The sequence below is a fragment of the Flintibacter sp. HCN-6482 genome (assembly GCF_037892565.1).
Taxonomy (GTDB): domain Bacteria; phylum Bacillota; class Clostridia; order Oscillospirales; family Oscillospiraceae; genus Lawsonibacter; species Lawsonibacter aceti.
The window spans coordinates 56128-80724 of the sequence record NZ_JBBKBK010000002.1 but is presented as its reverse complement, the minus strand read 5'-3'; the positions used below and the strand labels follow the sequence as shown (position 1 = coordinate 80724).

Here is a 24597-nt window from a genome sequence, read left to right as displayed (position 1 = left end):
GCACGGGCTGCTTTGTCTTTTATCATAAATTAGCGTTTCTTGCTGAAAATACGCTCCAAAATATCCCAGTCGTCGTCACTGACCTTGGGCTTCTCCGGTTCGGCAACAGGAGAAGCGGCCGACTGCCCCTCTCCAGCTGGCTGCCCAGCCTCCTGGGACGGAGCCTGTACCGCGGGACGCTCCCCAGCAGCGCTGGGGGCAGTTGGAACACTGTTGGGCGCCTGGTCAAACCCGGTAGCGATGACAGTGACCCGAATCTCGTCCTCCAGGGACTCATCAAAGGCAGCGCCGAAGATGATATTGGCGTCGGGGTGAGCGGCCTCTTGGACCAGGTTGGCCGCTGTCTCTACCTCCTCCAGGCCGATATCCATAGAGCCGGTCACATTGATCAGCACGCCCTTGGCGCCGTTGATAGAAGTCTCCAGCAGGGGGCTGGAAATAGCCATCTTGGCAGCCTCCTCAGCCTTATTCTTGCCCGCGGCGCGGCCAACGCCCATGTGGGCGCACCCCGCGTCCTTCATGACGGCGGACACATCGGCAAAGTCCAGATTGATAAAGCCGGTGTTATTGATCAGGTCAGAGATGGACTGGACGGCCTGCTGCAGAACATCGTCCGCAATCTCAAAGGCGTTGAGCATGGTGATCTTCTGGTCCGTGGCCAGCTTCAGCCGCTCGTTGGGGATGATAACCAGTGAGTCCACCTTGTTGCGCAGTTCAGCAATCCCGTTCTCCGCCTGCTTCATACGGCGCATTCCCTCGAACCGGAAGGGCTTGGTGACCACGCCCACGGTAAGTATCCCCAGCTCCTTGGCAATATCGGCCACGATGGGGGCCGCGCCAGTGCCGGTGCCACCGCCCATGCCGGCGGTAATAAAGACCATGTCAGCGTCCTCCAGGACCTTGGAGATCTGGCTACGGTTCTCCTCGGCAGACTTGCGGCCCACCTCAGGGTCGGAGCCCGCCCCCTGGCCGTTGGTCAGCTTCTCGCCGATCTGTATCTTCTGGCCTGCGCCAGAGAGCGACAGCGCCTGCTTGTCGGTGTTGACCGCGATGAAATCCACGCCCTTGGTGCCGGTACGGACCATACGGTTGACCACGTTATTGCCGCCGCCGCCGACGCCCACTACCTTGATGTTTACTACGCTTTCAGGACCCATATCCAATCCGAAGGCCATTGTCGTTCCTCCTATGTAAATGTGGAAGCTATCGCCGCAAAACAACCTGTTGTGGATAGCTTCCGCTTGTGAAGTCTACATTTTGTTATATTGTATCGCTCTTTCCTTTGCCGGTCAAGAGAAAATCTCGCTTCCGACGAAACTTTCCGTCATTTTCCAATACTTCCCATCAATCGGGAGAATACACCGCGGCGTAGTCCTGCTGTGTCAGGTCCATGGTGCCGGATGCCTGACTGCCAAACTCCTCCTCCGCCTTGGCCACCGCCTGCTCCAGCACTCGGAGCTTATAACTAAAGTCCGCGTTAAGGGGCATTTTTACCTCAAACCGCTCCAGGTAGTGCAGTTTGACCTGGGTGTCACTCAGTTGGATGGAGGATACCCGATCCACCGCCTCCATCTCCTCCAGAGTGGCCAGCAGATCCAGCAGGGCATCCAGTCTGGGCCGCTCCGCCTCTGGGATCTCCAGCATGGTACCCGCCTTTGGTGACAGGGCGGTGAGCCCTGTCACCTCGATGGCTCCGCTGTCGGCGGGCGCCGGCTCCAGCAGCTTGCCCCCCACACTGATGAGCCATGGCTCCGAAGCCGCCTGGAGGGTGGCCGGCTGACTGCCGGAGGAGCTGGCCTCTGGGTCCTCCGCCGGCTGCTCCGGTTCCTCCACTGTCACCGCCGCACCCGGTTCCGGGGGCAGGATCTGGGCGACAGCGTCCCACTCGGACACCGTAATGACGATGGTGCTGGGCAGAGAGCGGCGGATCAGAATCTTCTCCACATAGGGCAGCTGCCGCAGCACCTGATTCCCGATCTGATACTTATTCATTCGGTAGAGATTGTCGCCGATTTGGATGCCGGAGGCGTCTATCACCTCTTGCTGTGTATAGCGGCTGTTTCCTGTCACAGCGATGGTCTCCACCTGGAAAAATACTGTGGCCCCTATGGTCAGGGCGATGACCACAGCCAGGGCGCAGAGCAGCTTGAACAGAGGGCCAAAGCGCCCTCTGTTCTTCCTGCGTGTTCTGCTGTGGTTCTTTCTCGGCATACGATCCTCCCTGGCTCCGCCGGGCTCCCATCCGGTTCCTGCCGGAAGTCTGCACAGCTTCGCCGCTGGTTCTCTGTGTTCCCAATGGTCCCCCTCTGGTCAATCCGGAAGCTCCTGAATATCCGCTCCCAGGGCCCGCAGGTTCTGAGGCAGCTTCTCATAGCCCCGGCAAATATGGTGCAGGTCGGACACCTCCGTGGTCCCCTCCGCCCCTAGTCCGGCTACCACCAAGGCGGCCCCGCCTCTCAGGTCCGTGCTTCGGACGGCGGCTCCATGGAGCCTTCCTACCCCGGTGACTACCGCCACCCGGCCGTCTACCCGGATATCCGCCCCCATGCGGCGCAGCTCGTCTACATGGCCGTACCGGCTATCAAACATATTCTCCACAAACATGGTGGTCCCCTGCCCCCCAGTCAGGGCGGCCATCAGGATGGCCTGCCCATCGGTAGGGAAACCGGGATAGGGCGCGGTACGCACAGTTGGGATGCTCTGAAGCGGCCCCCGGCTCTCCAGCAGAATGTGGTCCGGTCCGGAAGTCAGGCGGCAGCCCGCCTCCTCCAGCGCACTGAGCACCGCGGTAAGCGTCTGGGGCTCCGCCCGGGTCAGCTCCACCTCTCCTCCGGCGGCGGCCGCCGCGCATAGATATGTAGCCGCCGCGATCCGGTCCCCCATGACGCAGTGCTCCGCCGGATGGAGCGGCACGCCGCCCCGGATGGTGATAACCGAGGTCCCTGCCCCCGACACCTCCGCCCCCATAGCCCGCAGAAACCCTTGCAGGTCCACAATTTCCGGCTCGCGGGCGGCGCCCTGAATCAAGGTGACCCCCGGACAGCCGCAAGCGGCCAGCATGGCGTTTTCCGTCGCGCCCACGCTGGGCAGGTTCAGGCAAAGCTCCCTTCCCCGGAGGGCTCCGCCTCCCTGGCAGCGCAGGCACCCCTGGTCCTCCCGGATCTCCGCACCCAGACGGCGCAGAGCGGACAAGTGCAGGTCGATGGGCCGGGGGCCCAGCTCACAGCCGCCGGGATAGGTCAGCTCCGCTTCCCCCAGCCGGGCTAGCAGCGCGCCCAGAAAGATCACAGAGGAGCGCATCTCCCGCATCAGCCGGTCCGGAATGTCCGAACGGCACAGGGCAGAGGCATCCACCAGGACAGTATCCCCCTCCCGCTCCGTCCGGCAGCCCAGAAGGCGCAGGATGTCCAGGGTAGCAGATACGTCGGACAGGTCGGGACAGTTGTGGATGACACTCTGACCCGGGGCCAACACGGCGGCGGCCAGGATGGGCAGGACACTGTTCTTGGCCCCCTGAACGGACAGGCTGCCCGATAGGGGCCGTCCGCCCTCGATTCGATAAAAGCTCATGGGATAGCCTCCAAATTTCTTTGATTCAGGCTATCCTATGCGGAAACAGTCCATTTGGTTTATGAGGCGGCCCCGCCCCTTCTTATGCTTTGTCTCGCATGATTTCCCGCAGGGTCTGGTATATCTTCTCCCCGGCGTTGGGCACAGCCATGGCGTTGAGGGCCCGGACCATAGCGTCCCGCCGGTCCCGCTCCTGCATCAGCAGCTCCACAGTATCGTAGAGGGTATGCTCCCCGCAGTCCTGCTCCCGCAGGAGGATCGCCGCCCCCTGGTCAGCCAGCACCCGCGCGTTCTTTTCCTGGTGGTTGGCAGTGACATTGGGGGATGGGACCAGCACCGAGGGCTTGGCGATGGCGGTGATCTCCGAGATCGTGGAGGCCCCCGCCCGGCACAAGACCACGTCGGCGGCGGCCATGACCAGAGGCATATCATAGATATACTCCCGGACCTCCACCCCGTTGTCCCCCAGCTTCAGCCCCCGGCGAAGAAGCTCCTCCCGCATCCAGGGGAAGTCCCGGCCGGCGCCATGGATATGGCGGATGGGAGCGCCCTCATAGCACTCCTTGGCGATGAAATCCACCATCTTCTGGTTCATGACCTCTGCCCCCAGCGAGCCCCAGTAGGACAGCAGCAGAGGCCGCTCGTCGGCGAGGCCCAACTTCTCCCTCGCCTCCTGGCGGGTATACTTGAAAAAATCGCCCCGGACCGGGGTGCCGGTGACCACCACCTTGGAGGGGTCGTCGTAGTAGGAACGGCTCTCCTCAAAGCCCACCATCACCCGGTCCACCACTCTGGCCAGAGCCTTTGTGGTCAGACCTGGGACGGCGTTTGACTCATGGACGGCGGTGGGGATCTTCCGGCGGGCGGCCTCGTTGACCACAGGGAAGGAGGCGTAGCCGCCGGTGCCCACCACCAGGTCAGGTTTAAACTCATCCAGAATAGCCTGAGCCTGCTTTTTGGACTTCCGCATATTCATCAGGGTGCCCAGGTTGTGGGCGATATCAGCAGGGGCAAAGGAGCGGTGGAAATTGGTGATGGTGACGGAGCGGATCTCGTAGCCCTCCTTGGGCACCAGCTTATTTTCCATCCCTCCATCGGCCCCCACGAAGAGGACCCGGCAGCCTGGGTGCCGCTCCTGGAAGATATGGGCCAGAGCCACCGCGGGATTCACATGGCCGGCGGTACCGCCGCAGGTAAACAGAATGTTCATAAAACACCTCTTCTGTGAGCGTGAAGAACAGATGCCTTATCTTAGCTCTCCACGCTTTCTATCAGTCCTTTTTCGGCGCCGGAATCTGCCGGGAGATGCTCAAAATAATGCCCATCTCCGCCAGTTGTATCATCAGCGCGGTACCCCCGTAGCTAAAGAAAGGCAGGGAGATGCCCGTGTTGGGGATCAAGTTGGTAACCACCCCGATGTTTAGAAATACCTGGGCGGCCAGCAGCGTGATGATACCCACGATGGTCAGGGTGCCGAATTTGTCTCTGGCGTGGAGGGCCAGCCAATAACCACGCATGATAAGCAGGGCGAACAGGATCAGGACGATGGCCGCTCCAATGAAGCCCAGCTCCTCCACCACGATAGAAAAGATAAAGTCATTTTCCGGCTCAGGGATGTAGAGAAACTTCTGGCGGCTCTTGCCCAGCCCCAGGCCCAACAGGCCGCCAGAGCCGATGGCATAGAGGGACTGGATGGGCTGATAGCCCGCGCCCTGGGGATCGGACCAGGGGTCCAGCCACAGGTTGATCTTCCGCGTCATATAGTCGGTGGCAAAGACCACAAAGGTAAGGGCGGCCACAGCAAAGGAGCCCAGCCCTACGAACCATCCCAGATTGATGCCTGATGCGAAAAGGACGGCGGCGGCGCCCACCATGATAAGGATGGTACCCGACATATGGGGCTCCATGACCACCAGTACCAGCACCAGGGAAAGCACCGCACCGTAAGGCACCAGTTCCAAAAAGCCGATGCGCTCCAGCCGGTTCAGAGTCCGCCCGGTGAGCGTCCGGTTGGTAAACTTCTTTTTCCGCTCGGTGTCCCGCTTGGACAGCCGGGCCGCGAAAAACAGGACCACCGCCACCTTGGCAATCTCGGAAGGCTGAAAGGTGGGGCCGGCCACCAGGAAAAGATAGAGCCAGCGTTTCACCTGATTGATCTCTACGCCAATGGGCGTCAATACCAGCACCAGCAGCGCAATCGCGCCCACCAGCACAAAGACAGACATCCAGCGAAAACGCTGGTAATTGATCTTGGATGTCACATACATCACCAGCAGACCTGCCGCGGCATAGGCGGCCTGCCTTCGGATGTAGAACATGGGGTTGTTCTGTACATTTTGGGACGAGTCATAGTAGGCCGAGGCAAAGGAAGCGGAAAACATCATGATGAGCCCGATCCCCACCAGCATGAGCACCAGCATCAGGAAGGGCAGGTCCATGGGGCCGCGGGCCAGCTGCTCCTCCATGGTCAGGTCACGTTTTGCTTTTCTGGCGATAATGTCCACCTCCTTTGATCAAATGGGGACGTACTCGGACAGGGATCCGGAAAAGCGCGGGGCTGCTCTCTCCCGGCGTCAGACCGGATAGCGGTTCATTACTCCCAGAAAGGCCACGACGCACAGCACCAACGTCAGTCCGGAAAAGACACAAAAGAGCTTGGTTTCGCTCCAGCCGCCCATCTCCAGATGGTGGTGGAGGGGCGCCATGCGAAAGAACCGCTTTCCGCCTGTTTTCTTGAAATAGACTACCTGGATAATATCGGACAGCACCTCAGCCACATAGACCAGGCCGATGATGGGGATGACCAGGGGGATATTCAGGGCGAAGGCCAGCCCGCACACCATACCGCCCAGAAAGAGGGAGCCTGTGTCCCCCATAAAGACCTTGGCGGGATGGAAGTTATAGAGCAGGAAGGCGGACAGACCGCCGGCCAGGGCAGCAGAGAGTACCGTCAGGTCATCCCGGCCGTACCAGGCGGATACGCCCACATAGAACAGGGCCACAGGGATGGTGACGCCGGTGGCCAGCCCGTCGATGCCGTCGGTCAGGTTGACGGCGTTGACAGTGCCCACCATGACAAAAGCGGCGAACACCATGTACACCACCCAGGGAAGGGCCAGCTCTACATTCAGGAAGGGGATATACAAATTGGGGGTCAGATAGCCGCTTCCGCGCAGCAGCACAGTGAAGACGATAGCCGCCGCAAGCTGGAGCAGGAACTTCTGACCGGCAGTCAGTCCCTCGTTGGCGTGGTGGCGCAGCTTCTGAAAGTCATCAATAAAGCCGATGATCCCGAAGACCAGAGCAAACAGAAACACATACAGGTGGTTTCGGCTTCCCCGAAGCAGGTCCTCCCACCCGGCGGTAAGCACGGCCACGCCGATGGCCAGGATAAACATGATGCCGCCCATGGTGGGGGTCCCCTGTTTGGCCATGTGCCAGGTGGGTCCATCCTCCCGGATGGACTGGCCCGCCTTCAGCCGGCGAAGCAGCGGGATCAGGATCTGGCCCGCGATAGCGGCCACGCCAAAGGCCACGATAAAGCTCAGTATATATGTCATGTCGGAACCCCTCCAGGTCGTCTTTCTCTCAAGTAAGTCAAACCGCGCATATGCGGCCTATTATTATACTATGCCCGCCGGAGTTTTTCCAGTCCTTTCTTGTCGTTCCGGCAGAGTTTTAAGCCTTTGCACACACTTTCCCGTCCCTTTTCTCGGAAATGGCGCGCCTTTCTCACGGCTCCGCCCCACTCCCCGCCAGCGCCGTGCCGGCCCGCGCTTGGGCGGCCGCCTTAGGAGGCGTTTTTTGCGCGGCAAACCAGTCGGCTACGATCTCCCGCTCGTCCAGATGATGGAACACGCCGTTGATCTCCTGATAGGTCTCATGGCCCTTGCCCGCCAGCACGATCACATCGCCAAGCTGTCCCTGGGACAGGGCCCAGCCGATGGCCGCAGGCCGGTCCGGCTCCACATGGACCTTCTCCAGCTCCCCCTCCATACCGGACAGGATATCGGTGATAATGGCCTGGGGATCTTCCGTCCGGGGATTATCCGAGGTGACCACCACCACATCGGCCAGGTCCTGGGCGATGGCCCCCATAATGGGCCGTTTGGTTTTATCCCGGTCTCCCCCGCAGCCAAACAGACAGATGAGACGCCCGGCGGTAAAGTCCCGCGCGGTGGTCAGGATGTTCTCCAGGGCGTTGGGGCTGTGGGCGTAATCGATGATGACGGTATAGGCCGGAGGAACAGGGACCACCTCCACCCTGCCCTTTACCCCGTGGACCGCGGGCATGACCCGAGCCATCTCCTTCAGACCCAGGCCCAGGCACAGTCCGGCGGACAGGGCCGCCAGGGCGTTGTAGATGGAAAACCCTCCGGGGATGGGCAGGTGGACGCGGACTAACCTGCCGGTGGAGAGCGCGTCAAACTCCACGTGGCTGGGGAACAGGCGGATATTTTTGGCGCTCAAATTCGCCTGGGTCCTGTTTTCCGAATAGGTAAACACCGGACATCTGACCCGTTCCAGATACCAGCGGCCCGCTGGGTCGTCCAGGTTCAGCACCGCCTGGCGGCACTGGTCAAAGAGCAGTCCCTTGGCCGCTCGATATTCCTCCATGGTGTGGTGATAATCCAGGTGGTCTTGGGTCAGATTGGTGAACAGCCCCAGGTCAAAGGTCAATCCCGCCGTCCGGTGCTGGACCAGGGCGTGGGAGGATACCTCCATTACCACATAGGTACAGCCATTGTCCAGCATCTGGCGCAGAAGGGCTTGGAGCTCATAGCTCTCCGGGGTGGTGCGGTGGGCAGGCAGCTCCTCCCGCCCTATCATGTTCCGATTGGTGCCGATCAGGCCCACCTTGGCCCGGCGCGTCCCCTCCAGCAATTCTTTGATGAGGCTGGTGGTGGTGGTCTTGCCGTTGGTCCCGGTGACCGCCACCAGGGTCATAGCGTCCCCCGGATGTCCAAACCAGTTGGCCGAGAGAAGGGCCAGAGCCAGTCTGGTATCCTCTGTCACCAGCCAGGGACCCGGCCGATCCGGAGCCCGCTGGCACAGGACGGCCGCGGCGCCTCTCTCCAGAGCCGTGTCGATGTACCGGTGACCATCCGTCTTATCTCCGGGCAGAGCCACGAAGAGAGCGCCGGGCTCCAGGGTCCGGCTGTCATAAGAAATGGAATTTATTTCCATCTCCTGGTCAATGTTACCCCCCTTGAGGGGGACGCCGTTCAACAATTGGCGCAATTTCATGTCGTCACCCCTCAAGGGTGGGTTTGATTCTCTATAAATTTTGCCAAAATGATGCAGCAGTCTAGCGAGCCGGAGGGATCTCCCTATCTCGAGTCTACCGCGCCGTCCTCCACAATGTTGGAGAACTGAACATCTACCACGGTGCCCATGGCGGCTGTTTCTCCGCCCAGGATGCTCTGGTCACTGGCAGTCGTGGTATTACTATAGTACACAGACACGCCGGAGGCCCGCATAAAGAACCCGGCCTCCTCCAGCCGTTTCTTGGCGCCCTCATAGCTCATGCCCACCACATCTGGGACAGTACCGCTCTCCTCGGGCACCGCGTCCCCTAGGTATAGCACCACAGTGGAACCTCCTGGGACGCTGGCCCCGGCGGCAGGGAGTTGAGCGGTAATGCTCTCTCCCTCGCCCACTGTGCGGTACTTCAGGTTTTTCTTGTCTAACGCCTTTTTGGCATCGGCCACTGTCATACCGGTGACTTTGGGGGTATTTACATCCACGGCGGCGGACTCGTCGGCGTTGTACTTCTTCTCCACTCCCATATAGTCCAAGATCTGGGCGATCAGGGGGCCAGCTTTTGGGGCGGCCATATTGCCGCCGCTGATGTACACCCCTGTGGTGGATTCTTTGGGGTTAGTGGCGCTCTCCTGAGGTTTGTCGTAGGCCAGCAGGACGATGACCTGAGGGTCGTCAGCCGGAGCGAAGCCCATAAAGGACACGATAGTGCGCCCCGTCTCCCCTGTTTCCGAGGAGCCCGTCTTACCGCCGATGCGGTACCCCGCCACATAGGCGTTCCTGCCGGTCCCCTTGGACACCACCTGCTCCAGGATATCGGTGGCCCGCTGGCTGGTCTCCTGGCTGACCACTTGACGGACGACCTCGGTCTCCGTGTTCTGGACCACGGTGCCATCCTTCGTACTGATAGACTGGACCACATAGGGCTTTACCAGGTTACCGCCATTGATGACGGCCGCAAAGCCTCGAATCATCTGGAGGGGGGTGACGTTGAATCGCTGGCCGAAGGAGGCTACCGCCAGGTCAGTGGGAATCATGTCTTCCCGCTCCCAGACCACGCCCTTGCCCTCTCCAGGCAGGTCAATGCCTGTTTTTTCCTTCATGCCGAAGGCCTCGAAATAGTCGTAGAACAAATCGATGCCCAGCCGCTGACCGATGGCGATGAAGGCGGGGTTGCAGGAGTTGCCCACCGCCTCCGCCAGGGTCTGGGAACCGTGGCCAGTGACCTTGGAACAGTGAATCGTGTGATCGGCGATCTTCACGCTGCCGGAGCAGTAAAAGGTGTCGCTCTCACTCACCACCCCCTCCTCCAGGGCGGCGGCCAGCACCAGGGCTTTGAAGGTAGAGCCCGGCTCATAGGTATCGTCGATGGCCTTACTCCGCCACTGGCTCATCACGGCCTGACTGTATGCCTGACTCTCTGCCTGTGCCATGAGCTCGGCGTCGGTCAGATTTTCCGGATTGTCCGCCTTCAACTGCTCGTAGATGGCCTGAGTGTTCTCATCCATCTTTCCATTCAGCATATCATCCAGAATTTTTGAGTAGTTATTGGGATCAAAGTCCGGGGAACTGGCGATCCCCAGGACAGCGCCAGTGTTGGGGTCCATGGCAATGGCGAAGGCGCCGTTGCGCACGTCATAGTCCTGGATGCCCTCCTCAATGGTTTTTTCCAGATAGGACTGGATGGTAGCGTCGATAGTCAGGGTCAAGTCATAGCCGTCAATGGCGTCCACGAAATCAGAGTATGCGTTGTACATCTGGGTGCCCGCTCCGGTCTTGGTGGTGACCACCCGGCCGGCGGTGCCCTCCAGCACGTCGTTGTACGCCGCCTCGATACCGTAGGCGCCCCCCTCGTCATTGACAAACCCTAGGGCCTGGGCAGCTAGGCCGGAGTAGGGGTAGTAGCGTTTGGTCCCGGGAGTAAGGTATAGGTAGGCGGAGGTCTTGTTCTCGGTGATGTATTCCCGGATGGCCTGGGCCTCCTCCTCCTCGATGTTCTTCTTGATCTCACGGTAGGAATACTTGGTGGCGTGCACCTGGGTATCTACTCTCTCCTCGTCCAGGCCGGGGACGAGAGCCATCAGGTCCCGGACCATCTGGTCCTGCTTGGCGGCCACCGCCGCCTCGTAAGCCGCCTGGTCCAGATTGCCCTCCTCATCGGTAAAGTCCTTTTTGGACACGCTCTTTTCCAGGTCGTTGGGGGATAAGATCAGGTTGTATACTGTGGCTGACATGGCCAGCACGTTGCCGTTTCGGTCGTAAATGTTCCCCCGGCTGGAGGATACAGACAGGTCCAGCGTCTGCTGCTTGGTGGCCAGCTGCTGGTAGTAGTCATGGTTGACAATGGCGATGTTCCACAGCTTCCAAAACAGAGGGATGAACATAAGCACACCGCACACCGCCATCAGGAAGACCGTGCGCCGGAATATAGACCGTTTGGAGTGGCTGCCCCGGGTCCCGCCGCCCGCGCTCTGGCGGCTTTTTCTCCCGTATTCCTCCCGCATAACGCTTCCCTCCTTTGCGGTAGAAGGGCGCAAGAAATATCCTTTCTTGCGCCCCTTGCTCTATCTTTCGTCTTTCATCTATATGGCCGGTTCAGCGGAAATATTCAATCATTTCTCCCAACACTGTGCCCGCTGCCTTCAGGGCGCCGACGATGCCTCCGGAAGCCTCCTGCTCACCGTAGACCACCACGGTATCCGGCTCGGACAAATCGATGTACTCTACCTGGTCGCTGGTGGGCCGCACCATGCTCTCTCCCACCGCGGCCTGGATCGTCTCCATATCAAAGACCTTTTCGTACTGGGCGGACAAGGTAGCGTTCTCTGTCTGGAGTGTGGTCAGCTGGTTTTGGAGGGATACCACCTCCCCATTTAGGGCGGTAAACTGGGCAAAGCTGGTAATGAGCAGGGCCGCAAAGACTGCCACCGCAATGAATCCCACCACCGCGAAGGGAGCCACCTGACCGGCCTCTCGGACCTGGACCTGGGTGCGGGTCAGCTGCTTGCGGCGGACGTGCTCCCGTGTCTTGGGCTGGGGACGGCGCTGAAGCTCCTCCTCCCTTCTGGGGGCACGGACGGCAGAGCCGTCATAGGCGGGGGCATAGGCCACGCTGCCATAGGTGTTATATACGGTTGTGCTGCGACGGCGGGCGGCCATAGCGCTCACTCCTTCTCTTTGGTAGGAAGCGGGCACGCCGGACGTGCCCTTCACAATTTTTCCGCCACCCGCAGCTTGGCGCTGCGGGAGCGGGGATTCTCCTCCAATTCCTGGGCAGAGGGGAGAATGGGTTTTTTATTCACCAGCCGGATGTCCGGCGTCTTGCCGCAGACGCAGACGGGAAAATCCGGCGGGCAGGTACATCCCCTGGCAAAACCGGCCAGGCTGGTCTTGACAATGCGGTCCTCCAGAGAGTGGAACGTAATCACCGCCAGCCTTCCCCCTCTGCTGAGATGGGAGACCGCCCCCTGGAGCATCCGGTCCACAGAAGACAGTTCGTCGTTGACCGCGATCCGAATGGCCTGAAAGGTCCGCTTCGCGGGGTGCTGTTTTTCTCTCAACGCCTTGGCGGGCATAGCGCTTTTGATGATGTCCACCAGCTCCAGAGTAGAGAGGATAGGCCTCTCCGCCCGGCGGCGGACGATAGCAGCGGCGATCTGAGGAGCGCAGCGTTCCTCACCGTACTGAAAGAGGATGCGCCGCAGCTCCTCCTGGCTCCAGGTGTTGACCACCTCCGCGGCGGTCAGCCCCTCAGACCGGTCCATCCGCATATCCAGGGGGGCGTCAGCCATGTAGGAGAACCCACGGGAGCTGTCATCCAGCTGCGGGGAGGACACCCCTAAATCAAAGAGCATCCCATCCACACCGGACAACTCCAGCTCCTCTATAATCTGGCCCACCCGGTCAAAGTTGCTGTGGACCAGGGTGACCTTATCCATGTATTCGTCCAGCCGCCGATCCGCAGACTCCAAGGCCGCCTCGTCCCGGTCCACACAGATGAGCCGCCCGGTATTCAATCTCTTTGCGATCTCCCGGCTGTGGCCTGCCCGGCCCAAGGTCCCGTCCAGATACACGCCGTCCGGGCGGATATTCAGCCCCTCAATGCACTCATTGAGCAGAACTGGGTAGTGGGTAAACTCACTCATATCAGAATCCCAGCTCCGCCATACAGGCAGCCATCTTCTCCGGCGTCATTTCTTCCTCCTCCTGGGCATTCCAGGCATCGGCGGACCAGATTTCCGCCCGGTCATTGACTCCGATGATGACTACATCCTTCTCCAGGCCGGCATATTTGCGCAGCTTCTGGGGGATGACGATGCGCCCCTGGCTGTCCAGCTCGCACTTGGCGGCGTTGGCGAACAGCGGCCGCATGGCCTTGGACTGGCTCATTGGCAGGGAAGCGAATTTTTCAGTAAAGCGATCCCAGGTGGCTTGGGGATAGATGGCCAGGCAGGCGTCCACGCCCATAGCCAGGTAGAAGGTGACCCCCAGCTCCTCCCGGAGCTTGGCGGGGATGAACAGCCGGCCCTTAGCATCGATGCTGTGCTCGTATGTGCCGGTCATGTTCCTCACCTCTCCCCCACTTTAGTGGTTTATATAGGGATTTTACTCCACTTTACTCCACCTTGCCTTTTAGTATAAAAGGTGTTGACATAAAATGCAAGTCTTTTTTTCATGGTTTTTTATAGAAAAAACCGCCGCTTTCCTTCGAAATCGGCGGTTTCTTTACAAAAACATCTGTTCCATTTAGTTTACAATAACTTCCAACCAGTCCAGCCCCATTGATATCTTGTGCTACTCTCTTCTTTCCATCGCAATATGTTGTGCTCGTTTTTCTTTTCTGACAAAAAAGTCCGTCCGCACCCGGAACGGGCGCGGGCGGATCCATTGTCATCTCCGACAAACAGGGGTTCAGTTGACTTCAGCCTCATCCTCCAGCCTCTCCAGCTCCTCCAATCGCTGGGCTACGGGGGACTCTAGCGCGCTCTGGCTACAGGATGTCTGCATATAGGCGGCCACAGCGGTGGTGCTCTTCTTCACCGGAGTGATGGTTCCCGCGCCGGCCACACAGCCGCCGGGACAGCCCATCCCTTCCAATAGATAGCCATTATACTTGCCGGCCTTAGCCATTGCCAACATCTTCCGGCACTCCCGCAGACCATCGGCGTGCTCCACCAGAACCTCTCTTTCGGGGTCCAGCTCCTTGATGGCAGCCTTGACCGCGGCGGCCACTCCCCCCGTCACCGCGAAGCCACGGCCAGCGCCAGTGGCTCGCATAAAGTCGTTCTCGGGATCGCCGGGCATCTTGCTGGGGTCCACGCCCTTAGCGTCGAACACGCCCTGCATCTCCTCAAAGGTGAGGACGAAGTCCACATAGCTTCGGATGGTACGCCGGGAGGCCTCCAGCTTCTTAGCGGCGCAGGGGCCAATGAATACCACACGGGCCTCGGGGTCCTCCTTTTTGATGAGCCGGGCCGTAAGCACCATGGGCGTCAGGGCCATGGAGATGTTGTCCTTGAACTGGGGGTACAGCTTTTTAGCCATCACAGACCAGGAGGGACAGCAGGAGGTGGCCAGGAAGGGGAGCTCGTCCGGCACCTTCTCCAAAAAGTCCTTGGCCTCCTCGATGGTGCACAGGTCGGCGCCCACCGCCACCTCCCGCACATCGGCAAAGCCCACCTGGAGCATAGCCTCCCGCATCTGGGCGGCGGACACATTCTCACCGAACTGGGTGACGAAGGCGGGGGCCACAGCGGCGACGACTCGATCCCCCCGCTTGATGGCCTGGATCATCTGGAAGATCTGGCTCTTGTCCGCGATGGCGCCGAAGGGGCAGTTGACCAGACACATTCCGCAGGATACGCACTTGTCATAGTCGATCTTGGCCCGGCCCAGCTCGTCAGAGCTAATGGCATCCATGCCGCAGGCCTCGGCGCAAGGCCGCTCAAACTTGATAATGGCGTTATAGGGGCACTGGTCCACGCACTTGCCGCACTTGATGCACTTCTCCTGGTCGATGACGCTCTTACCCTGGACCACCTTAATGGCATCCTTAGGACAGACTTCCCGACAGGGATGAGCCAGACAGCCCTGGCACATATTGCTCACCCGGACCTGCTTTGGGGGGCAGGCGTTGCAGGCAAAGGGAATAATGTTGATCAGCGGGGGCTCATAGTACTTCTCCGCCACCACGCTGTCCTCCAGATGGTCGATGGTAGGGGCGTATTCATTCAGATCCCGCAGAGGCAGGCCGATGGCCAAGCGCAGCCGCTCGCTGACGATGGCGCGCTCCACCAAAATATTCTGGCGGTAACGGGCCACCTCGCCAGGGATGATCTTATGGGGCAGGCGTCTAAGCGTCTCCCCATAGTCGCCGCCCTCAAAGGACATCCTCGCCACCTCGGTAAAAACCTTGCGGCGAATGTCGTTGACTACGGTATGCACTCCTCGCATCCCAGTTTCCTCCTTAGAAAGATACAGATAAGATTCTTTTTCAATCGGTATCATACCACAATATCCTGTTGCTTGACAATGCCTCATCTGACAAGTATTCCCGTTTTTTGCAGGAAAAATTGTATTTTTGTGTGAAGACTGGGATTTTCTAGGATGTGTTCTCTTTATTTGCAGAGTTTGATTCAGGAACTATCCTGTTTTTATAGGGTCTGGAGTAATCTTTTTCTTTGCGCGGCAGGTAAATCGTGTTATACTGAAAGCAAGGAGCTTTGAGATATAGAAAGGAGTGATCAGCGGTGGCGATGCTGGATTGGGGACCTCTGGAACAGGCCTGTATGTCCTGTCAGAAATGCGCCCTGGCGGACACTAGGCACAACGTGGTCTTTGGGGCAGGTGTGCCAAACGCGGAAGTCATGTTTATCGGGGAGGGCCCTGGAGAGAACGAGGACTTGCAGGGCGAGCCCTTCGTAGGCCGGGGCGGGAAGCTGCTGGACGATATGCTGGAGCTCATCGACCTGGACCGGAAGAGGAACGTATACATCGCCAATATCGTCAAATGCCGCCCGCCCCAGAACCGTGACCCTCTCAACTCGGAGCAGGACGCCTGCATCGGCTATCTCCGCAACCAGGTCGCCCTGATTCGCCCCAAAATCATTGTGTGTCTGGGGCGCGTCGCCGCCATCCGTCTGATCAAGGAGGACTTTAAGATTTCAAAGGAGCACGGCCAGTGGTTCGAAAAGGCCGGTATCCATATGACCGCCCTGTTCCACCCGGCGGCCATCCTCCGGGACCCCCGGCGGCGGCCGGAAACATTTGAGGATTTAAAGGGCCTCCAGGCCAAGATCCAGGCGATCTGTGAACGGACCTATTGACGTTGTTCTGCCGGCAGCTGCTCTGCCGGCAGATTTTTTTCGATACTGTGAAACGCCGCCCCACCCCCAGCCGTACCTATAAGCAGAACCAAACGTACGAATGGTCTACACCCTACTGAAACAGAGAGGAGGAAGCTCCTTGGACGAAACAGGTCTGGTCCTGGCGCTGGCCCAGGGCGACCGCGCCGCGCTGGAGGATACCATCCGGCGGTATACCCATTATGTGGCCGCAGTAGCCGCCAGGGCCCTGGCCCCTGAGCCGCTGAGGGAGGATTTGGAGGAAGTGGTCTCCGACACCTTTCTCGCCCTGTGGCGCAGCCGGGAATCGCTGGACCCGGTCCGCTCCCTCCGGCCATGGCTGGCGGTGACCGCCCGGAATCTGGCCATCGACCGGGTCAGAAGGCGGCGGGAAACGGACGCCATTCCAGACCATCTTCCCGACAGCCGGCCGGGCCCCGAAGAGCTGGCGGAGCGGAACCAGCTCCACAGTCAGCTCCGGCGGCTGGTGGACGGCATGGAGGAGCCGGACCGGACTCTGTTCCGGCGCTATTACTTTGAGGAGGAGCCGCTGCACCAGGTGGCCAAAGAGCTGGGGCTGAACCAGGCCACTGCCCGGACCCGGCTGGCACGGGGACGGCATAAGCTGCGGGAGGCCCTGTGTGGGAAAGGAGGGACGCCCTGTGTCCAGTCACATTCATGAGCTGTGGAACGACTTAGGTCTGCCCGAGGAGTACCCCGAGCTGGACCCGGAAGCCATCCTCTCCCGTGTCGAGGCGGCGCTGGAGCAGGAAGAGGCGGCTTCCGCTCCGCCGGAAGGTCCAAGGCAGAACAGTATGAAGAAAAAAATGAAATGGGCGGTCCTGCTGGCCGCCACCCTGGCACTGACCACGGGGGCCGCCCTGGCGGCGGCCTACCAGATGGGGGTACTGGACCTGTTTTTCACACGGGGGGACGCCAGCGTGGTGGAGCCCTATGTACAGGACACCATCAAAAGCGTGGAAAACGAGGACTACCGCCTGACGGCGGACAGTATGCTCTATGACGGTCAAAACGTCTTTGTTGTTCTCACTGTGGAAGGGCTGAATCAGCAGGCTATCGACGACCTGATGAGCAACCGGGCCTTTGCCGAGGCCCACCGAGAGCCCTGGGGGGAGGATATGGTAAGCAGGCTGCTGGAGAGCGGCAGCACCGGCCCCGATGGGATCTCCTACGATCTTCGCACCCATTCGGGCAGTATGGGAATCCATGACCTCCCCAATCCCAGCGGCACCAGCCGTTCCTGGCAGATCGACATTCAGTTCGGCGAGTATGTCGGCCCTTTGGAGGAGCCTCTGAATGTATGGCTGGCCTTTATGGGCCGGGATTACGCCGTACGGCTGCCTATGGATTCTGTGGTGGAGCCCATCCGCGTCACCCCGGACCTGGAGGTCATCTCCAATGAGTTTCTGGGGCTCCGGGGCCGGTTGAAGGAGCTTATCCTCACCCCAGTGTCCTACTCCTACGAGTTGGAACGCCTCGGGGACTGGTCCTCCTACGCCGACTCTATCACTGACCTGGGCGTTGCCACCGACCTGTTCTATCTGAAGATGAAGGACGGCTCCATCCTGACTCTGGCACAGTTGGGAGACGTGAACCATCAGTTTGAACAGGTGGTGGACCTGACCCAGGTGGATTCCATCGTCTTTGACCAGTGGGAGTTCCCCGTGGACGGCTCCCCCGCCAGAGAGGCGGAACTGGACCCCCGTCTGCGGCCCTTCCTGATGGACCCGCCCAGCCCGGTCTATGACCTGGAGGGGCTGCGCCTGGGCCATCTGTCCCTCCGCCAGCTCTGCGAGAGGCTGGGAGCGGAGTACCGCTGGGACGAGGACAGCCAGACCGCCACCGCTCGGTACCGCGGGGTGACCATCACCGCCACAGCGGGCAGTTCCACCATCCTGGTGGACGGACAGCCTATTGAGGCCACCTACTACTCCACCAAAACAGACGAAAACGGCGACGAGATGTATCTCCCCAACCCCGCCGTCCCCGTCCCGGACGGGTGCGACCTGCTGGTGGGGCACCATCTCCTGGAGGACGCCTGGAACATCTGGTGTCTGGGATGCTGGAGCCACGATGTTTCTCCCGAGGGCTTCCAGTTCGACGCCTGGCTCATCATCCCCTGATCCTGCCGCTTGCGCCCCTGCCTGAATCCAGGCGGGGGCGCTGAGGCTTTCGAAAAAGTGGCAGAGCCACTTTTTCGAGAAAAGACGCACGCAGGATGGGCCTCGATTCCTTACGGAAAAGTCGGCCCACCCTGCGCGAGAAGTGTCATTTCCGACGCGCATGTCGTCGGAAATGACTGAATCAAAATTTATTCCGTCGCCTGCGGGTGCCGGAACTCCTTGCAGGAGGGCTTTTTCGACAAGCTGTGCGCCCCTGCCTGAATCCAGGCGGGGGCGCTCTTGACTTTATTTTGCCAGTTCCTTATACTAAAAACGAATTCTGGCGAAGAACGCCGTCCATCACCCGGCTTCGGCCGGAGAGAGAGAAGTGTCCGCCTTGCACAACACCGCTCATCCGTCCGTCGGGCTGGAGCGTCCCCCCTCCCGCCTGCCTGTTTTAGATGACTTCAATGCCCTGTGCTGCCTGCTGGTCATCATGATCCACGTCATGTCTCTAGGCATCACCGACGCCGACCCCACCTCCTGGCAGGGGGCGGTGGTCTTTGTCCCCTGGCTTCTCAGCCGGTGTGCTGTCCCCGGCTTTCTGTTCAGCGGCGGGATGAAGATGGGGCTGGAGCTGGCGAGGGACACCCTGTCCCCCTACGGGCCCTATATCCTGCGCCGGGCCAAAAAGGTCTATTTCCCCTACCTCTTTTGGACTTTGTTCTACTATCTCTGCTTTCTGCCCATCGGCTATGTGCGGGGCAGTCTGGCAGAGCTGGGAAATTATTTATGGTTCGGCTCTCTGTCCGCCCAGTTCTACTATGTACTGGTGGTCATGCAGCTCTATCTCCTGCGCCCCCTGTGGCGGCAGCTGGTCCGACGTGTGGGCTGGCTGGCCGGCTGTGCGGGCGCCCTGGTGGTCATGCTAGCCGCTCTCTGGCTCCAGGGCGCGGCCGCCCGGGCCCTTCCCTGGTTCGCGCCCTATCAGGGCAAGCTGTTCATTACCTATCTGTTCTATTGGGTGGCCGGTCTGTACGCCGGCTATCTCCGGCCGGAGCGCCCGGCCCCGGCCCGCCGGCTGTGGGCCATCCTGGGCTCAGGGCTGGTGGTGCTGACCTATCTGGGCCTGTGCTATCTGGAATTTTCCGCCGGGGTGGTATTCTTTAACCTGGAGCTGATGAAGCCCCTCTCCAACCTCCTGTCCATTTACCTGCTGATGGAGCTGTGCGCCGCCTTGAAGAACTGCGGCCCTCTGCTCCGGCGGTTCCTCAACTGGCTGTACCAGGCCTCTCTCTTTGTGTTCTTTGTCCACTGCCTGGTGCTGACCTACGCCACCGCTATCCTGCAGAAGCTGGGCGTCCACTCCCTCTCTCTGCTGCTAATTGGCCGTCTAGTTGCCGCCTATTTGGGCTCCTTCCTTCTCTATTGGCTCTGGAACCGGCTGCGGCAGACGATTCACCCCCGCTGATTTTGTTCATAAACGAAAAAGAGCGCGGACAGGGTTTCTGTCCGCGCTCTTTATTAACGTCCATCTCACCTGGCCTTGGTTTCTCGCTGGAATTCCTCCATACAGGCGCTCTGGAGTAAATGGAATCGTTCCCGATCCCTGCCACCCACAGGGATGCCGTCGATGGACTCCACTCCCATGCACAGGGCGCTGGAGCTGGTGACAATGGCCTCGTCCGCGTTCATCAGCTCCACCATGGAGAAGGGTTCCTCCACCACCGGGACGCCGTTCTCTTTCGCCAGGGCAATCAGATGCTTCCGGGCGATGCCGGGGAGGATGAGCTCGTCTGTGGGGGCGGTGCGCAGCACTCCGTCCTTCAGCATGGAGATATTGCTGTGGGCGCACTCGGTGACTCGGCTGCCTCGATGGAGCACAGCTTCGTCACATCCCCGCTCCGCCGCCCGCTGGCTGGCCAGTACGCTTGGGATCAGATTCAGTGTCTTGATATGACACAGCTTGTACCGGTTATCCTCTAGGGAGATAAGCCGATAGGGCTGATTCAGGTCCTTCATCCTGTGGGGCCGCACATAGGCCAGCAAAGTGGGGGCCACCTCTGCCGGAGGGAAGGCGTGCCCTCTGGGGGCTACGCCCCGGGACACCTGCCAGTACAAGAAGTGGTAGGGGGCCTCCTCCGCCGCTTCGATGACCTTCTGCAGCTCGGCCCGCACCTGGTCCCGCTCCATCCGGAAGGGGATCTCCAGCAGCCGGAGGCTGTTATACATCCGGTCCAGATGGTCCTCCAGCGCGAAGGGGACGCGGTTGGCCACACAGGCGGCCTCATAGATGCCGTCGCCGAAGTAGAGGGCCCGGTCCCCCATGGGCACCTTCATCTCCTCCAGAGGGCCAATTTCTCCGTTGTAATAACCGACGTTCTTCCACATATCACTTGGCTCCTTTCCTATTTTCTTTCAACCGATCCGTCCTGTAACCGTCCAGCTTCAGCGCCACCCAGGCGCACAGTGTTCCAATCAAAGCCCCAGCCAGCACATCCGTGGGATAGTGGACTCCCACATACAGCCGGGACAGCCCCATCAGGACCGCCAGCAGTACAGCCCCGATCCGTCCCCAGCGCCAGGGCAGGGTCTTGGCCCAAGCCACCCCGGCCGCAAAGGCGGCACAGGTATGTCCGGAGGGGAAGGAATGGGGGTCGTTTTCCACCACCAGGGGAAGGATGGGCAGGTCCAGCCAGGGGCGGGTCCGCTCCACCAGCGGCTTTATGGTCACATTGGTAACCAGCAGTCCCAGCACCATAGCTGTCAGCGCCAGGCCCCCCGCCCGCCGGGTAGGCCGCCAGCACAGCATGGAAAGGGACAGTACGATCCACAGCAGCCCGGCGTTGCCAAGCTGGGTGTAGAAGGCCACGATGGGGTCCAGCCAGTCCAAGCGCAGGTCCTGAATGGCCAGCAGCAGCGAGGCATCCAAATTCAATAAGGCTTCCAGCATTCTCGTTTCCTTTCCAGACGGAGCCCCTGCCACCCCCGGCTCCGCCAGCCAGAGGGGGGCAGGAAAAACCGCCCGCTTGACGGTATCTCCCTCTCCATACTATAATAGGTAAAAAGGTCCCATAAGTCAATGTCATTTTACCGGGAGGTCTCCTCTTTGAAGCAGATCCTATGTCTATCCAATGAGCCCTGGAGCACCTCTCCGGGCCGGACCCAGCAGCTCCTCTCCCGGCTGCGGGACACACAGATCTTATATTTCGCTCCCCCTGCCGGCAGACGGGACCGGAGCTTTCGGCAGAAGGGGCAGAAGGTGCGCCCCAACGTGACGGTCTACACCCTTCCCCCCACCCTATTCCCGGTGTCGGAGCAGTATTCCCGGCTGTTCCTGCGCAACCAGAGGAAGCTGGGCCGATTCATCGCCGACAAGGCCGCCCGCCACCGTTTCCAATCACCCCTGCTGTGGACCACCAGTCCAGAGCAGGTCCACCTGCTGGACCACCTGGAATATGACGGGCTTGTCTACGACTGCGACCGGGATTGGGAGGAGCTGCCCCCACTGTGGGAGGGCGCCCTGGCCAACAACGCCGACATAGTCTTCGCCGCCTCCCCCCTGCTGGCCGACCGGCTGTCCCCCTGCAGCTCTAACATCGCTCAACTGCCCAACGGGGTCAACTACCCCATGTTCTCCGGCGAGGGGGGCTCTATTCAGTCGGACCCTCTGCCCCAGGTCCACGGCCCGGTGCTGGGCTGGGCCGGGGTCATCCACCGGGAACTCGATCTGTCCCCCATCCTTTACGCCGCCAGGGAGCGGCCTGGCTGGACCTTCCTGCTGCTGGGCCGGCAGGAGGACAATCCCCTCCTTCCTCGACTCAGGCGGCAGCCCAACGTGGCGCTGGCCGGCCCCTGCCCTCTCAATGAGGTACCCGACTGGCTGTTCCGCTGCGATGTGCTGTTGGAGCTGCTGCGGGAGGACCGGCCGGACAGCGATGTGATCTCTGGTCGATTGTATGAGTACCTGTCTACCGGGAAGCCCATCGTGTCTATGCTGTGGCCCGAGCAGGTAGAGATCTTCCCCGACGTGGTCTACGGAGCCCATGACGAGCGGGAGTTCCTCACCCTCTGTCAGCACGCCTTGGAGGAGGCCCCCGGCTTCGTCTCTCAGCGCCGCCAGAGCTACGGCGCGGCGGCGGCCTGGTCCCTCCGAGCCGCTGCGGTATCCCGTATTTTGGACACTGCCGGCCTGCTGTGAGCAGAGGATGCCAACTTTTTTGTCCCGTATTTCGCAATTCCTTGTACAAGCCTACGAAATTCATTCCCTCTCTTGCAAAGCCCGCGTTTTTTCGATAAAATGGAACCCTAATGGATGGAAGGGGGCTTAGTCATGGGCTTTATCCGGGTGTTTTCTCCTAGGTTCGTCACTGGCTACGGCCCCAATCTGCCCAAGGCCGAACACTAACATTCTATCAGGCTATCTGTACCCGCAGATAGCCTGAATCTTTTTTGACAAAGGAGAGGTTTTGATGAAAAAAGTCGCTGTCATCATGGGCTCGGATTCCGACTGGCCGGTGGTGAAGGGAGCCTGTGAGCAGCTCCAGAGCTTTGGCATCCCCTTCGAGGCCCATATCCTCAGCGCCCACCGCACCCCCGCCGCTGCCGCCGACTTTGCCAAAAGCGCCCGTGAAAACGGCTTCGGTGTCCTCATCTGTGCCGCCGGCATGGCGGCCCACCTGGCCGGGGCCTTTGCGGGCAACTCCACCCTGCCGGTCATCGGCATCCCCATGAAGGGGGGCGCTATGGACGGGCTGGACGCCCTGCTCGCCACCGTCCAGATGCCCAGCGGCATTCCTGTGGCCACTGTGGCCATCAACGGGGCTAAGAACGCCGCTGTACTGGCCGCCCAGATTTTGTCTGTCTCCGACGACGAGCTGGCCGCCCGGCTGGACCAGGCGAGGGAGAGCATGGCCGCCCAGATCGCCGAAAAGGAGAAGAAGCTCCAGGCCGAGCTGGGACAGTAAGAGGCAGCCCGCTCACTGTGGAGGCGCGTCATGAAGAAGTCGATTCCTATCTGCTTCATTGGCGCTGCTCTCGGCGCCCTGTCCGCCCTGATCTCCCATCTGCAGAAGGTCTTTTACTGCTGCATCGCCCTGTGGTCCATCCCCGCGGGCATGGATATTTTCTTCGCCGCCCTCTTTACGGCTGTCTGTGCCGTGGCCATGGCCGCTCTCTATCTCCCCCTTGGGAGGGGACGGTATGGCGGGGTACTGCTCCTGTGGATCCTCTCCACCCCCCTCTGGGGAATGCTGTTCCCCACCCCGAATGAGATCTACCGGGCCGTCTTTCAGACGGAGGCCTCTCTGGGCGGTGGAGGCGGCTTCGCCCCTCCTCTTTGTTTCGTTGTGCTCCTTTTTTGTCTATATCCCCGTTTTCCTTTTCGCCTGTTCCATTTTTTATCCCAAATACACTCAGCATCCATTTCAATTTCATACATGGAGGAATGTCATCATGGAAAAGAAGCTTGTTTACACTGGTAAGACCAAGGACGTGTTTGCTCTGGACAACGGCAACTACCTGCTGAAGTTCAAGGACGACTGCACCGGCAAGGACGGCGTGTTCGATCCCGGCGAAAACTCTGTGGGCCTGACCATCGATGGCGTGGGCGACGTGAACCTTCGGATGTCCATTTATTTCTTTGAAAAAATCAACGCTGCCGGCATCCCCACCCACTATGTGTCCGCCGACCTGAAGAACACCACCATGGAGGTCAAGCCTGCCAAGGTGTTTGGCCACGGGCTGGAGGTCATCTGCCGCCACAAGGCAGTGGGCTCCTTCCTCCGCCGCTATGGGGAGTACATCGCCGAGGGTGCCGACCTGCCCGCCTATGTGGAAACTACCTTTAAGAATGACGCCCTGGGCGATCCCCTGGTCACCAAGGACGGTCTGGTCGCTCTGGGTGTCATGACCGAGGAGCAGTACGACGCCATCAAGGAGGAGACTCAGAAGATCACCCAGATCGTGGCCGACGACCTGAAGGAGAAGGGCATGGTCCTGTACGACATCAAGTTCGAGTTCGGCTACGACGCGGACGGCAAGGTTATGCTCATCGACGAGGTGGCCTCCGGCAATATGCGGGTCTACAAGGACGGCAAGTACATCGATCCCATGACCCTGTCCAAGCTGTTCTTCGCCTAAATCGTGGACGTCGGTATCATTGGCGGGCAGGACGGCCCCACCGCCATTCTTATCAGCAGCAGCCCCATCGCGTTGCCTTTCATGCTGCTGATCCTTGCGGGACTGGTTGGAGCTGCCTGGTTTTTCCTGCACAAACGCAAAAAGTAAGGAGCAAATAA

22 protein-coding genes are annotated in these 24597 nt (G+C 60.3%); 8 read left to right on the top strand and 14 right to left on the bottom strand.

What is annotated here, in order from left to right; translation table 11 throughout:
- Window positions 1–29 precede the first annotated feature (29 nt).
- The 12 genes from ftsZ to WKS99_RS05300 form a co-directional block, all read right to left on the bottom strand.
- Window positions 30–1175, bottom strand: a complete 1146-nt coding sequence (ftsZ, locus tag WKS99_RS05355; protein ID WP_147571533.1) for a cell division protein FtsZ — start codon at window positions 1173–1175, stop codon at window positions 30–32.
- 169 nt (window positions 1176–1344) lie between these two features.
- Window positions 1345–2211 carry a cell division protein FtsQ/DivIB gene (locus WKS99_RS05350; RefSeq protein ID WP_340405463.1) on the bottom strand — a complete coding sequence of 289 codons (867 nt, stop codon included), beginning with the start codon at window positions 2209–2211 and terminating at the stop codon, window positions 1345–1347.
- A 99-nt stretch (window positions 2212–2310) separates the two neighbouring features.
- Window positions 2311–3570: a UDP-N-acetylglucosamine 1-carboxyvinyltransferase gene (gene murA, locus WKS99_RS05345; protein ID WP_147571537.1), complete on the bottom strand. Its 1260-nt coding sequence runs from the start codon at window positions 3568–3570 to the stop codon at window positions 2311–2313.
- 82 nt (window positions 3571–3652) lie between these two features.
- Window positions 3653–4780 carry a UDP-N-acetylglucosamine--N-acetylmuramyl-(pentapeptide) pyrophosphoryl-undecaprenol N-acetylglucosamine transferase gene (locus WKS99_RS05340; protein WP_340405462.1) on the bottom strand — a complete coding sequence of 376 codons (1128 nt, stop codon included), beginning with the start codon at window positions 4778–4780 and terminating at the stop codon, window positions 3653–3655.
- A 61-nt stretch (window positions 4781–4841) separates the two neighbouring features.
- Window positions 4842–6008, bottom strand: coding sequence for an FtsW/RodA/SpoVE family cell cycle protein (locus WKS99_RS05335; protein ID WP_186852149.1), 1167 nt, complete (start codon window positions 6006–6008; stop codon window positions 4842–4844).
- 135 nt (window positions 6009–6143) lie between these two features.
- Window positions 6144–7130 carry a phospho-N-acetylmuramoyl-pentapeptide-transferase gene (mraY, locus tag WKS99_RS05330; protein ID WP_147571541.1) on the bottom strand — a complete coding sequence of 329 codons (987 nt, stop codon included), beginning with the start codon at window positions 7128–7130 and terminating at the stop codon, window positions 6144–6146.
- Between the two features lie 172 nt (window positions 7131–7302).
- On the bottom strand, window positions 7303–8817 hold the full coding sequence (locus WKS99_RS05325) for a UDP-N-acetylmuramoyl-L-alanyl-D-glutamate--2,6-diaminopimelate ligase (protein WP_147571543.1): 1515 nt from the start codon (window positions 8815–8817) through the stop codon (window positions 7303–7305).
- A gap of 83 nt (window positions 8818–8900) precedes the next feature.
- Window positions 8901–11336: a penicillin-binding transpeptidase domain-containing protein gene (locus WKS99_RS05320; RefSeq protein WP_147571545.1), complete on the bottom strand. Its 2436-nt coding sequence runs from the start codon at window positions 11334–11336 to the stop codon at window positions 8901–8903.
- A gap of 91 nt (window positions 11337–11427) precedes the next feature.
- The gene (locus WKS99_RS05315; RefSeq protein WP_147571547.1) at window positions 11428–11991 is read right to left on the bottom strand and encodes a hypothetical protein; all 564 of its coding nucleotides are present in this window, start codon (window positions 11989–11991) and stop codon (window positions 11428–11430) included.
- Window positions 11992–12041: 50 nt separating this feature from the next.
- Window positions 12042–12977, bottom strand: coding sequence for a 16S rRNA (cytosine(1402)-N(4))-methyltransferase RsmH (rsmH, locus tag WKS99_RS05310; RefSeq protein WP_340405461.1), 936 nt, complete (start codon window positions 12975–12977; stop codon window positions 12042–12044).
- A 1-nt stretch (window position 12978) separates the two neighbouring features.
- Window positions 12979–13395, bottom strand: a complete 417-nt coding sequence (mraZ, locus tag WKS99_RS05305; protein ID WP_147571551.1) for a division/cell wall cluster transcriptional repressor MraZ — start codon at window positions 13393–13395, stop codon at window positions 12979–12981.
- Window positions 13396–13743: 348 nt separating this feature from the next.
- Window positions 13744–15285, bottom strand: coding sequence for a 4Fe-4S dicluster domain-containing protein (locus WKS99_RS05300; RefSeq protein ID WP_147571553.1), 1542 nt, complete (start codon window positions 15283–15285; stop codon window positions 13744–13746).
- 302 nt (window positions 15286–15587) lie between these two features.
- Here WKS99_RS05300 and WKS99_RS05295 point away from each other — a divergent pair, with 302 nt between their 5' ends.
- The 4 genes from WKS99_RS05295 (at window position 15588) to WKS99_RS05280 (ending at window position 19769) form a co-directional block, all read left to right on the top strand.
- A complete protein-coding gene (locus WKS99_RS05295; RefSeq protein WP_147571706.1) occupies window positions 15588–16157 on the top strand; it encodes a uracil-DNA glycosylase in 570 nt (189 codons plus the stop codon).
- Window positions 16158–16296: 139 nt separating this feature from the next.
- Entirely contained in the window at window positions 16297–16857 is a 561-nt protein-coding gene (locus WKS99_RS05290) for an RNA polymerase sigma factor (protein WP_186851924.1), read from the top strand.
- Window positions 16838–18319, top strand: coding sequence for a stalk domain-containing protein (locus tag WKS99_RS05285; protein WP_340405460.1), 1482 nt, complete (start codon window positions 16838–16840; stop codon window positions 18317–18319). Before WKS99_RS05290 ends, WKS99_RS05285 begins: the two co-directional genes overlap by 20 nt.
- Before the next feature lie 367 nt (window positions 18320–18686).
- Window positions 18687–19769, top strand: coding sequence for an acyltransferase family protein (locus WKS99_RS05280; protein WP_186851922.1), 1083 nt, complete (start codon window positions 18687–18689; stop codon window positions 19767–19769).
- Between the two features lie 65 nt (window positions 19770–19834).
- Here the strand turns inward: WKS99_RS05280 and WKS99_RS05275 are convergent, their stop codons facing one another.
- Window positions 19835–20689 (bottom strand): aminotransferase class IV, encoded by an 855-nt coding sequence (locus tag WKS99_RS05275; protein ID WP_186851921.1) that lies wholly within the window; start codon window positions 20687–20689, stop codon window positions 19835–19837.
- A 1-nt stretch (window position 20690) separates the two neighbouring features.
- Window positions 20691–21251, bottom strand: coding sequence for a phosphatase PAP2 family protein (locus WKS99_RS05270; RefSeq protein WP_340405459.1), 561 nt, complete (start codon window positions 21249–21251; stop codon window positions 20691–20693).
- Window positions 21252–21407: 156 nt separating this feature from the next.
- Between WKS99_RS05270 and WKS99_RS05265 the strand changes: the two genes are divergently transcribed.
- The 4 genes from WKS99_RS05265 to WKS99_RS05250 all read left to right on the top strand — a co-directional run bounded on the left by WKS99_RS05265 (window position 21408) and on the right by WKS99_RS05250 (window position 24439).
- On the top strand, window positions 21408–22499 hold the full coding sequence (locus WKS99_RS05265) for a glycosyltransferase family protein (protein WP_240288274.1): 1092 nt from the start codon (window positions 21408–21410) through the stop codon (window positions 22497–22499).
- A gap of 268 nt (window positions 22500–22767) precedes the next feature.
- Window positions 22768–23265: a 5-(carboxyamino)imidazole ribonucleotide mutase gene (gene purE / locus WKS99_RS05260; protein WP_340405458.1), complete on the top strand. Its 498-nt coding sequence runs from the start codon at window positions 22768–22770 to the stop codon at window positions 23263–23265.
- 30 nt (window positions 23266–23295) lie between these two features.
- Window positions 23296–23781 carry a hypothetical protein gene (locus WKS99_RS05255; protein ID WP_340405457.1) on the top strand — a complete coding sequence of 162 codons (486 nt, stop codon included), beginning with the start codon at window positions 23296–23298 and terminating at the stop codon, window positions 23779–23781.
- Window positions 23753–24439: a phosphoribosylaminoimidazolesuccinocarboxamide synthase gene (locus WKS99_RS05250; protein ID WP_147571707.1), complete on the top strand. Its 687-nt coding sequence runs from the start codon at window positions 23753–23755 to the stop codon at window positions 24437–24439. Before WKS99_RS05255 ends, WKS99_RS05250 begins: the two co-directional genes overlap by 29 nt.
- The last annotated feature ends 158 nt before the right edge of the window (window positions 24440–24597 follow it).

Excerpts from the sequence above, each read along its gene's own strand:
- ftsZ (WP_147571533.1), bottom strand. The coding sequence starts at position 1,175 with ATGGCCTTCGGATTGGATATGGGTCCTGAAAGCGTAGTAAACATCAAG.
- WKS99_RS05350 (WP_340405463.1), bottom strand. The coding sequence starts at position 2,211 with ATGCCGAGAAAGAACCACAGCAGAACACGCAGGAAGAACAGAGGGCGC.
- murA (WP_147571537.1), bottom strand. The coding sequence starts at position 3,570 with ATGAGCTTTTATCGAATCGAGGGCGGACGGCCCCTATCGGGCAGCCTG.
- WKS99_RS05340 (WP_340405462.1), bottom strand. The coding sequence starts at position 4,780 with ATGAACATTCTGTTTACCTGCGGCGGTACCGCCGGCCATGTGAATCCC.
- WKS99_RS05335 (WP_186852149.1), bottom strand. The coding sequence starts at position 6,008 with ATGGACCTGCCCTTCCTGATGCTGGTGCTCATGCTGGTGGGGATCGGG.
- mraY (WP_147571541.1), bottom strand. The coding sequence starts at position 7,130 with ATGACATATATACTGAGCTTTATCGTGGCCTTTGGCGTGGCCGCTATC.
- WKS99_RS05325 (WP_147571543.1), bottom strand. The coding sequence starts at position 8,817 with ATGAAATTGCGCCAATTGTTGAACGGCGTCCCCCTCAAGGGGGGTAAC.
- WKS99_RS05320 (WP_147571545.1), bottom strand. The coding sequence starts at position 11,336 with ATGCGGGAGGAATACGGGAGAAAAAGCCGCCAGAGCGCGGGCGGCGGG.
- WKS99_RS05315 (WP_147571547.1), bottom strand. The coding sequence starts at position 11,991 with ATGGCCGCCCGCCGTCGCAGCACAACCGTATATAACACCTATGGCAGC.
- rsmH (WP_340405461.1), bottom strand. The coding sequence starts at position 12,977 with ATGAGTGAGTTTACCCACTACCCAGTTCTGCTCAATGAGTGCATTGAG.
- mraZ (WP_147571551.1), bottom strand. The coding sequence starts at position 13,395 with ATGACCGGCACATACGAGCACAGCATCGATGCTAAGGGCCGGCTGTTC.
- WKS99_RS05300 (WP_147571553.1), bottom strand. The coding sequence starts at position 15,285 with ATGCGAGGAGTGCATACCGTAGTCAACGACATTCGCCGCAAGGTTTTT.
- WKS99_RS05295 (WP_147571706.1), top strand. The coding sequence starts at position 15,588 with ATGCTGGATTGGGGACCTCTGGAACAGGCCTGTATGTCCTGTCAGAAA.
- WKS99_RS05275 (WP_186851921.1), bottom strand. The coding sequence starts at position 20,689 with ATGTGGAAGAACGTCGGTTATTACAACGGAGAAATTGGCCCTCTGGAG.
- WKS99_RS05270 (WP_340405459.1), bottom strand. The coding sequence starts at position 21,251 with ATGCTGGAAGCCTTATTGAATTTGGATGCCTCGCTGCTGCTGGCCATT.
- WKS99_RS05255 (WP_340405457.1), top strand. The coding sequence starts at position 23,296 with ATGAAGAAGTCGATTCCTATCTGCTTCATTGGCGCTGCTCTCGGCGCC.
- WKS99_RS05250 (WP_147571707.1), top strand. The coding sequence starts at position 23,753 with ATGGAAAAGAAGCTTGTTTACACTGGTAAGACCAAGGACGTGTTTGCT.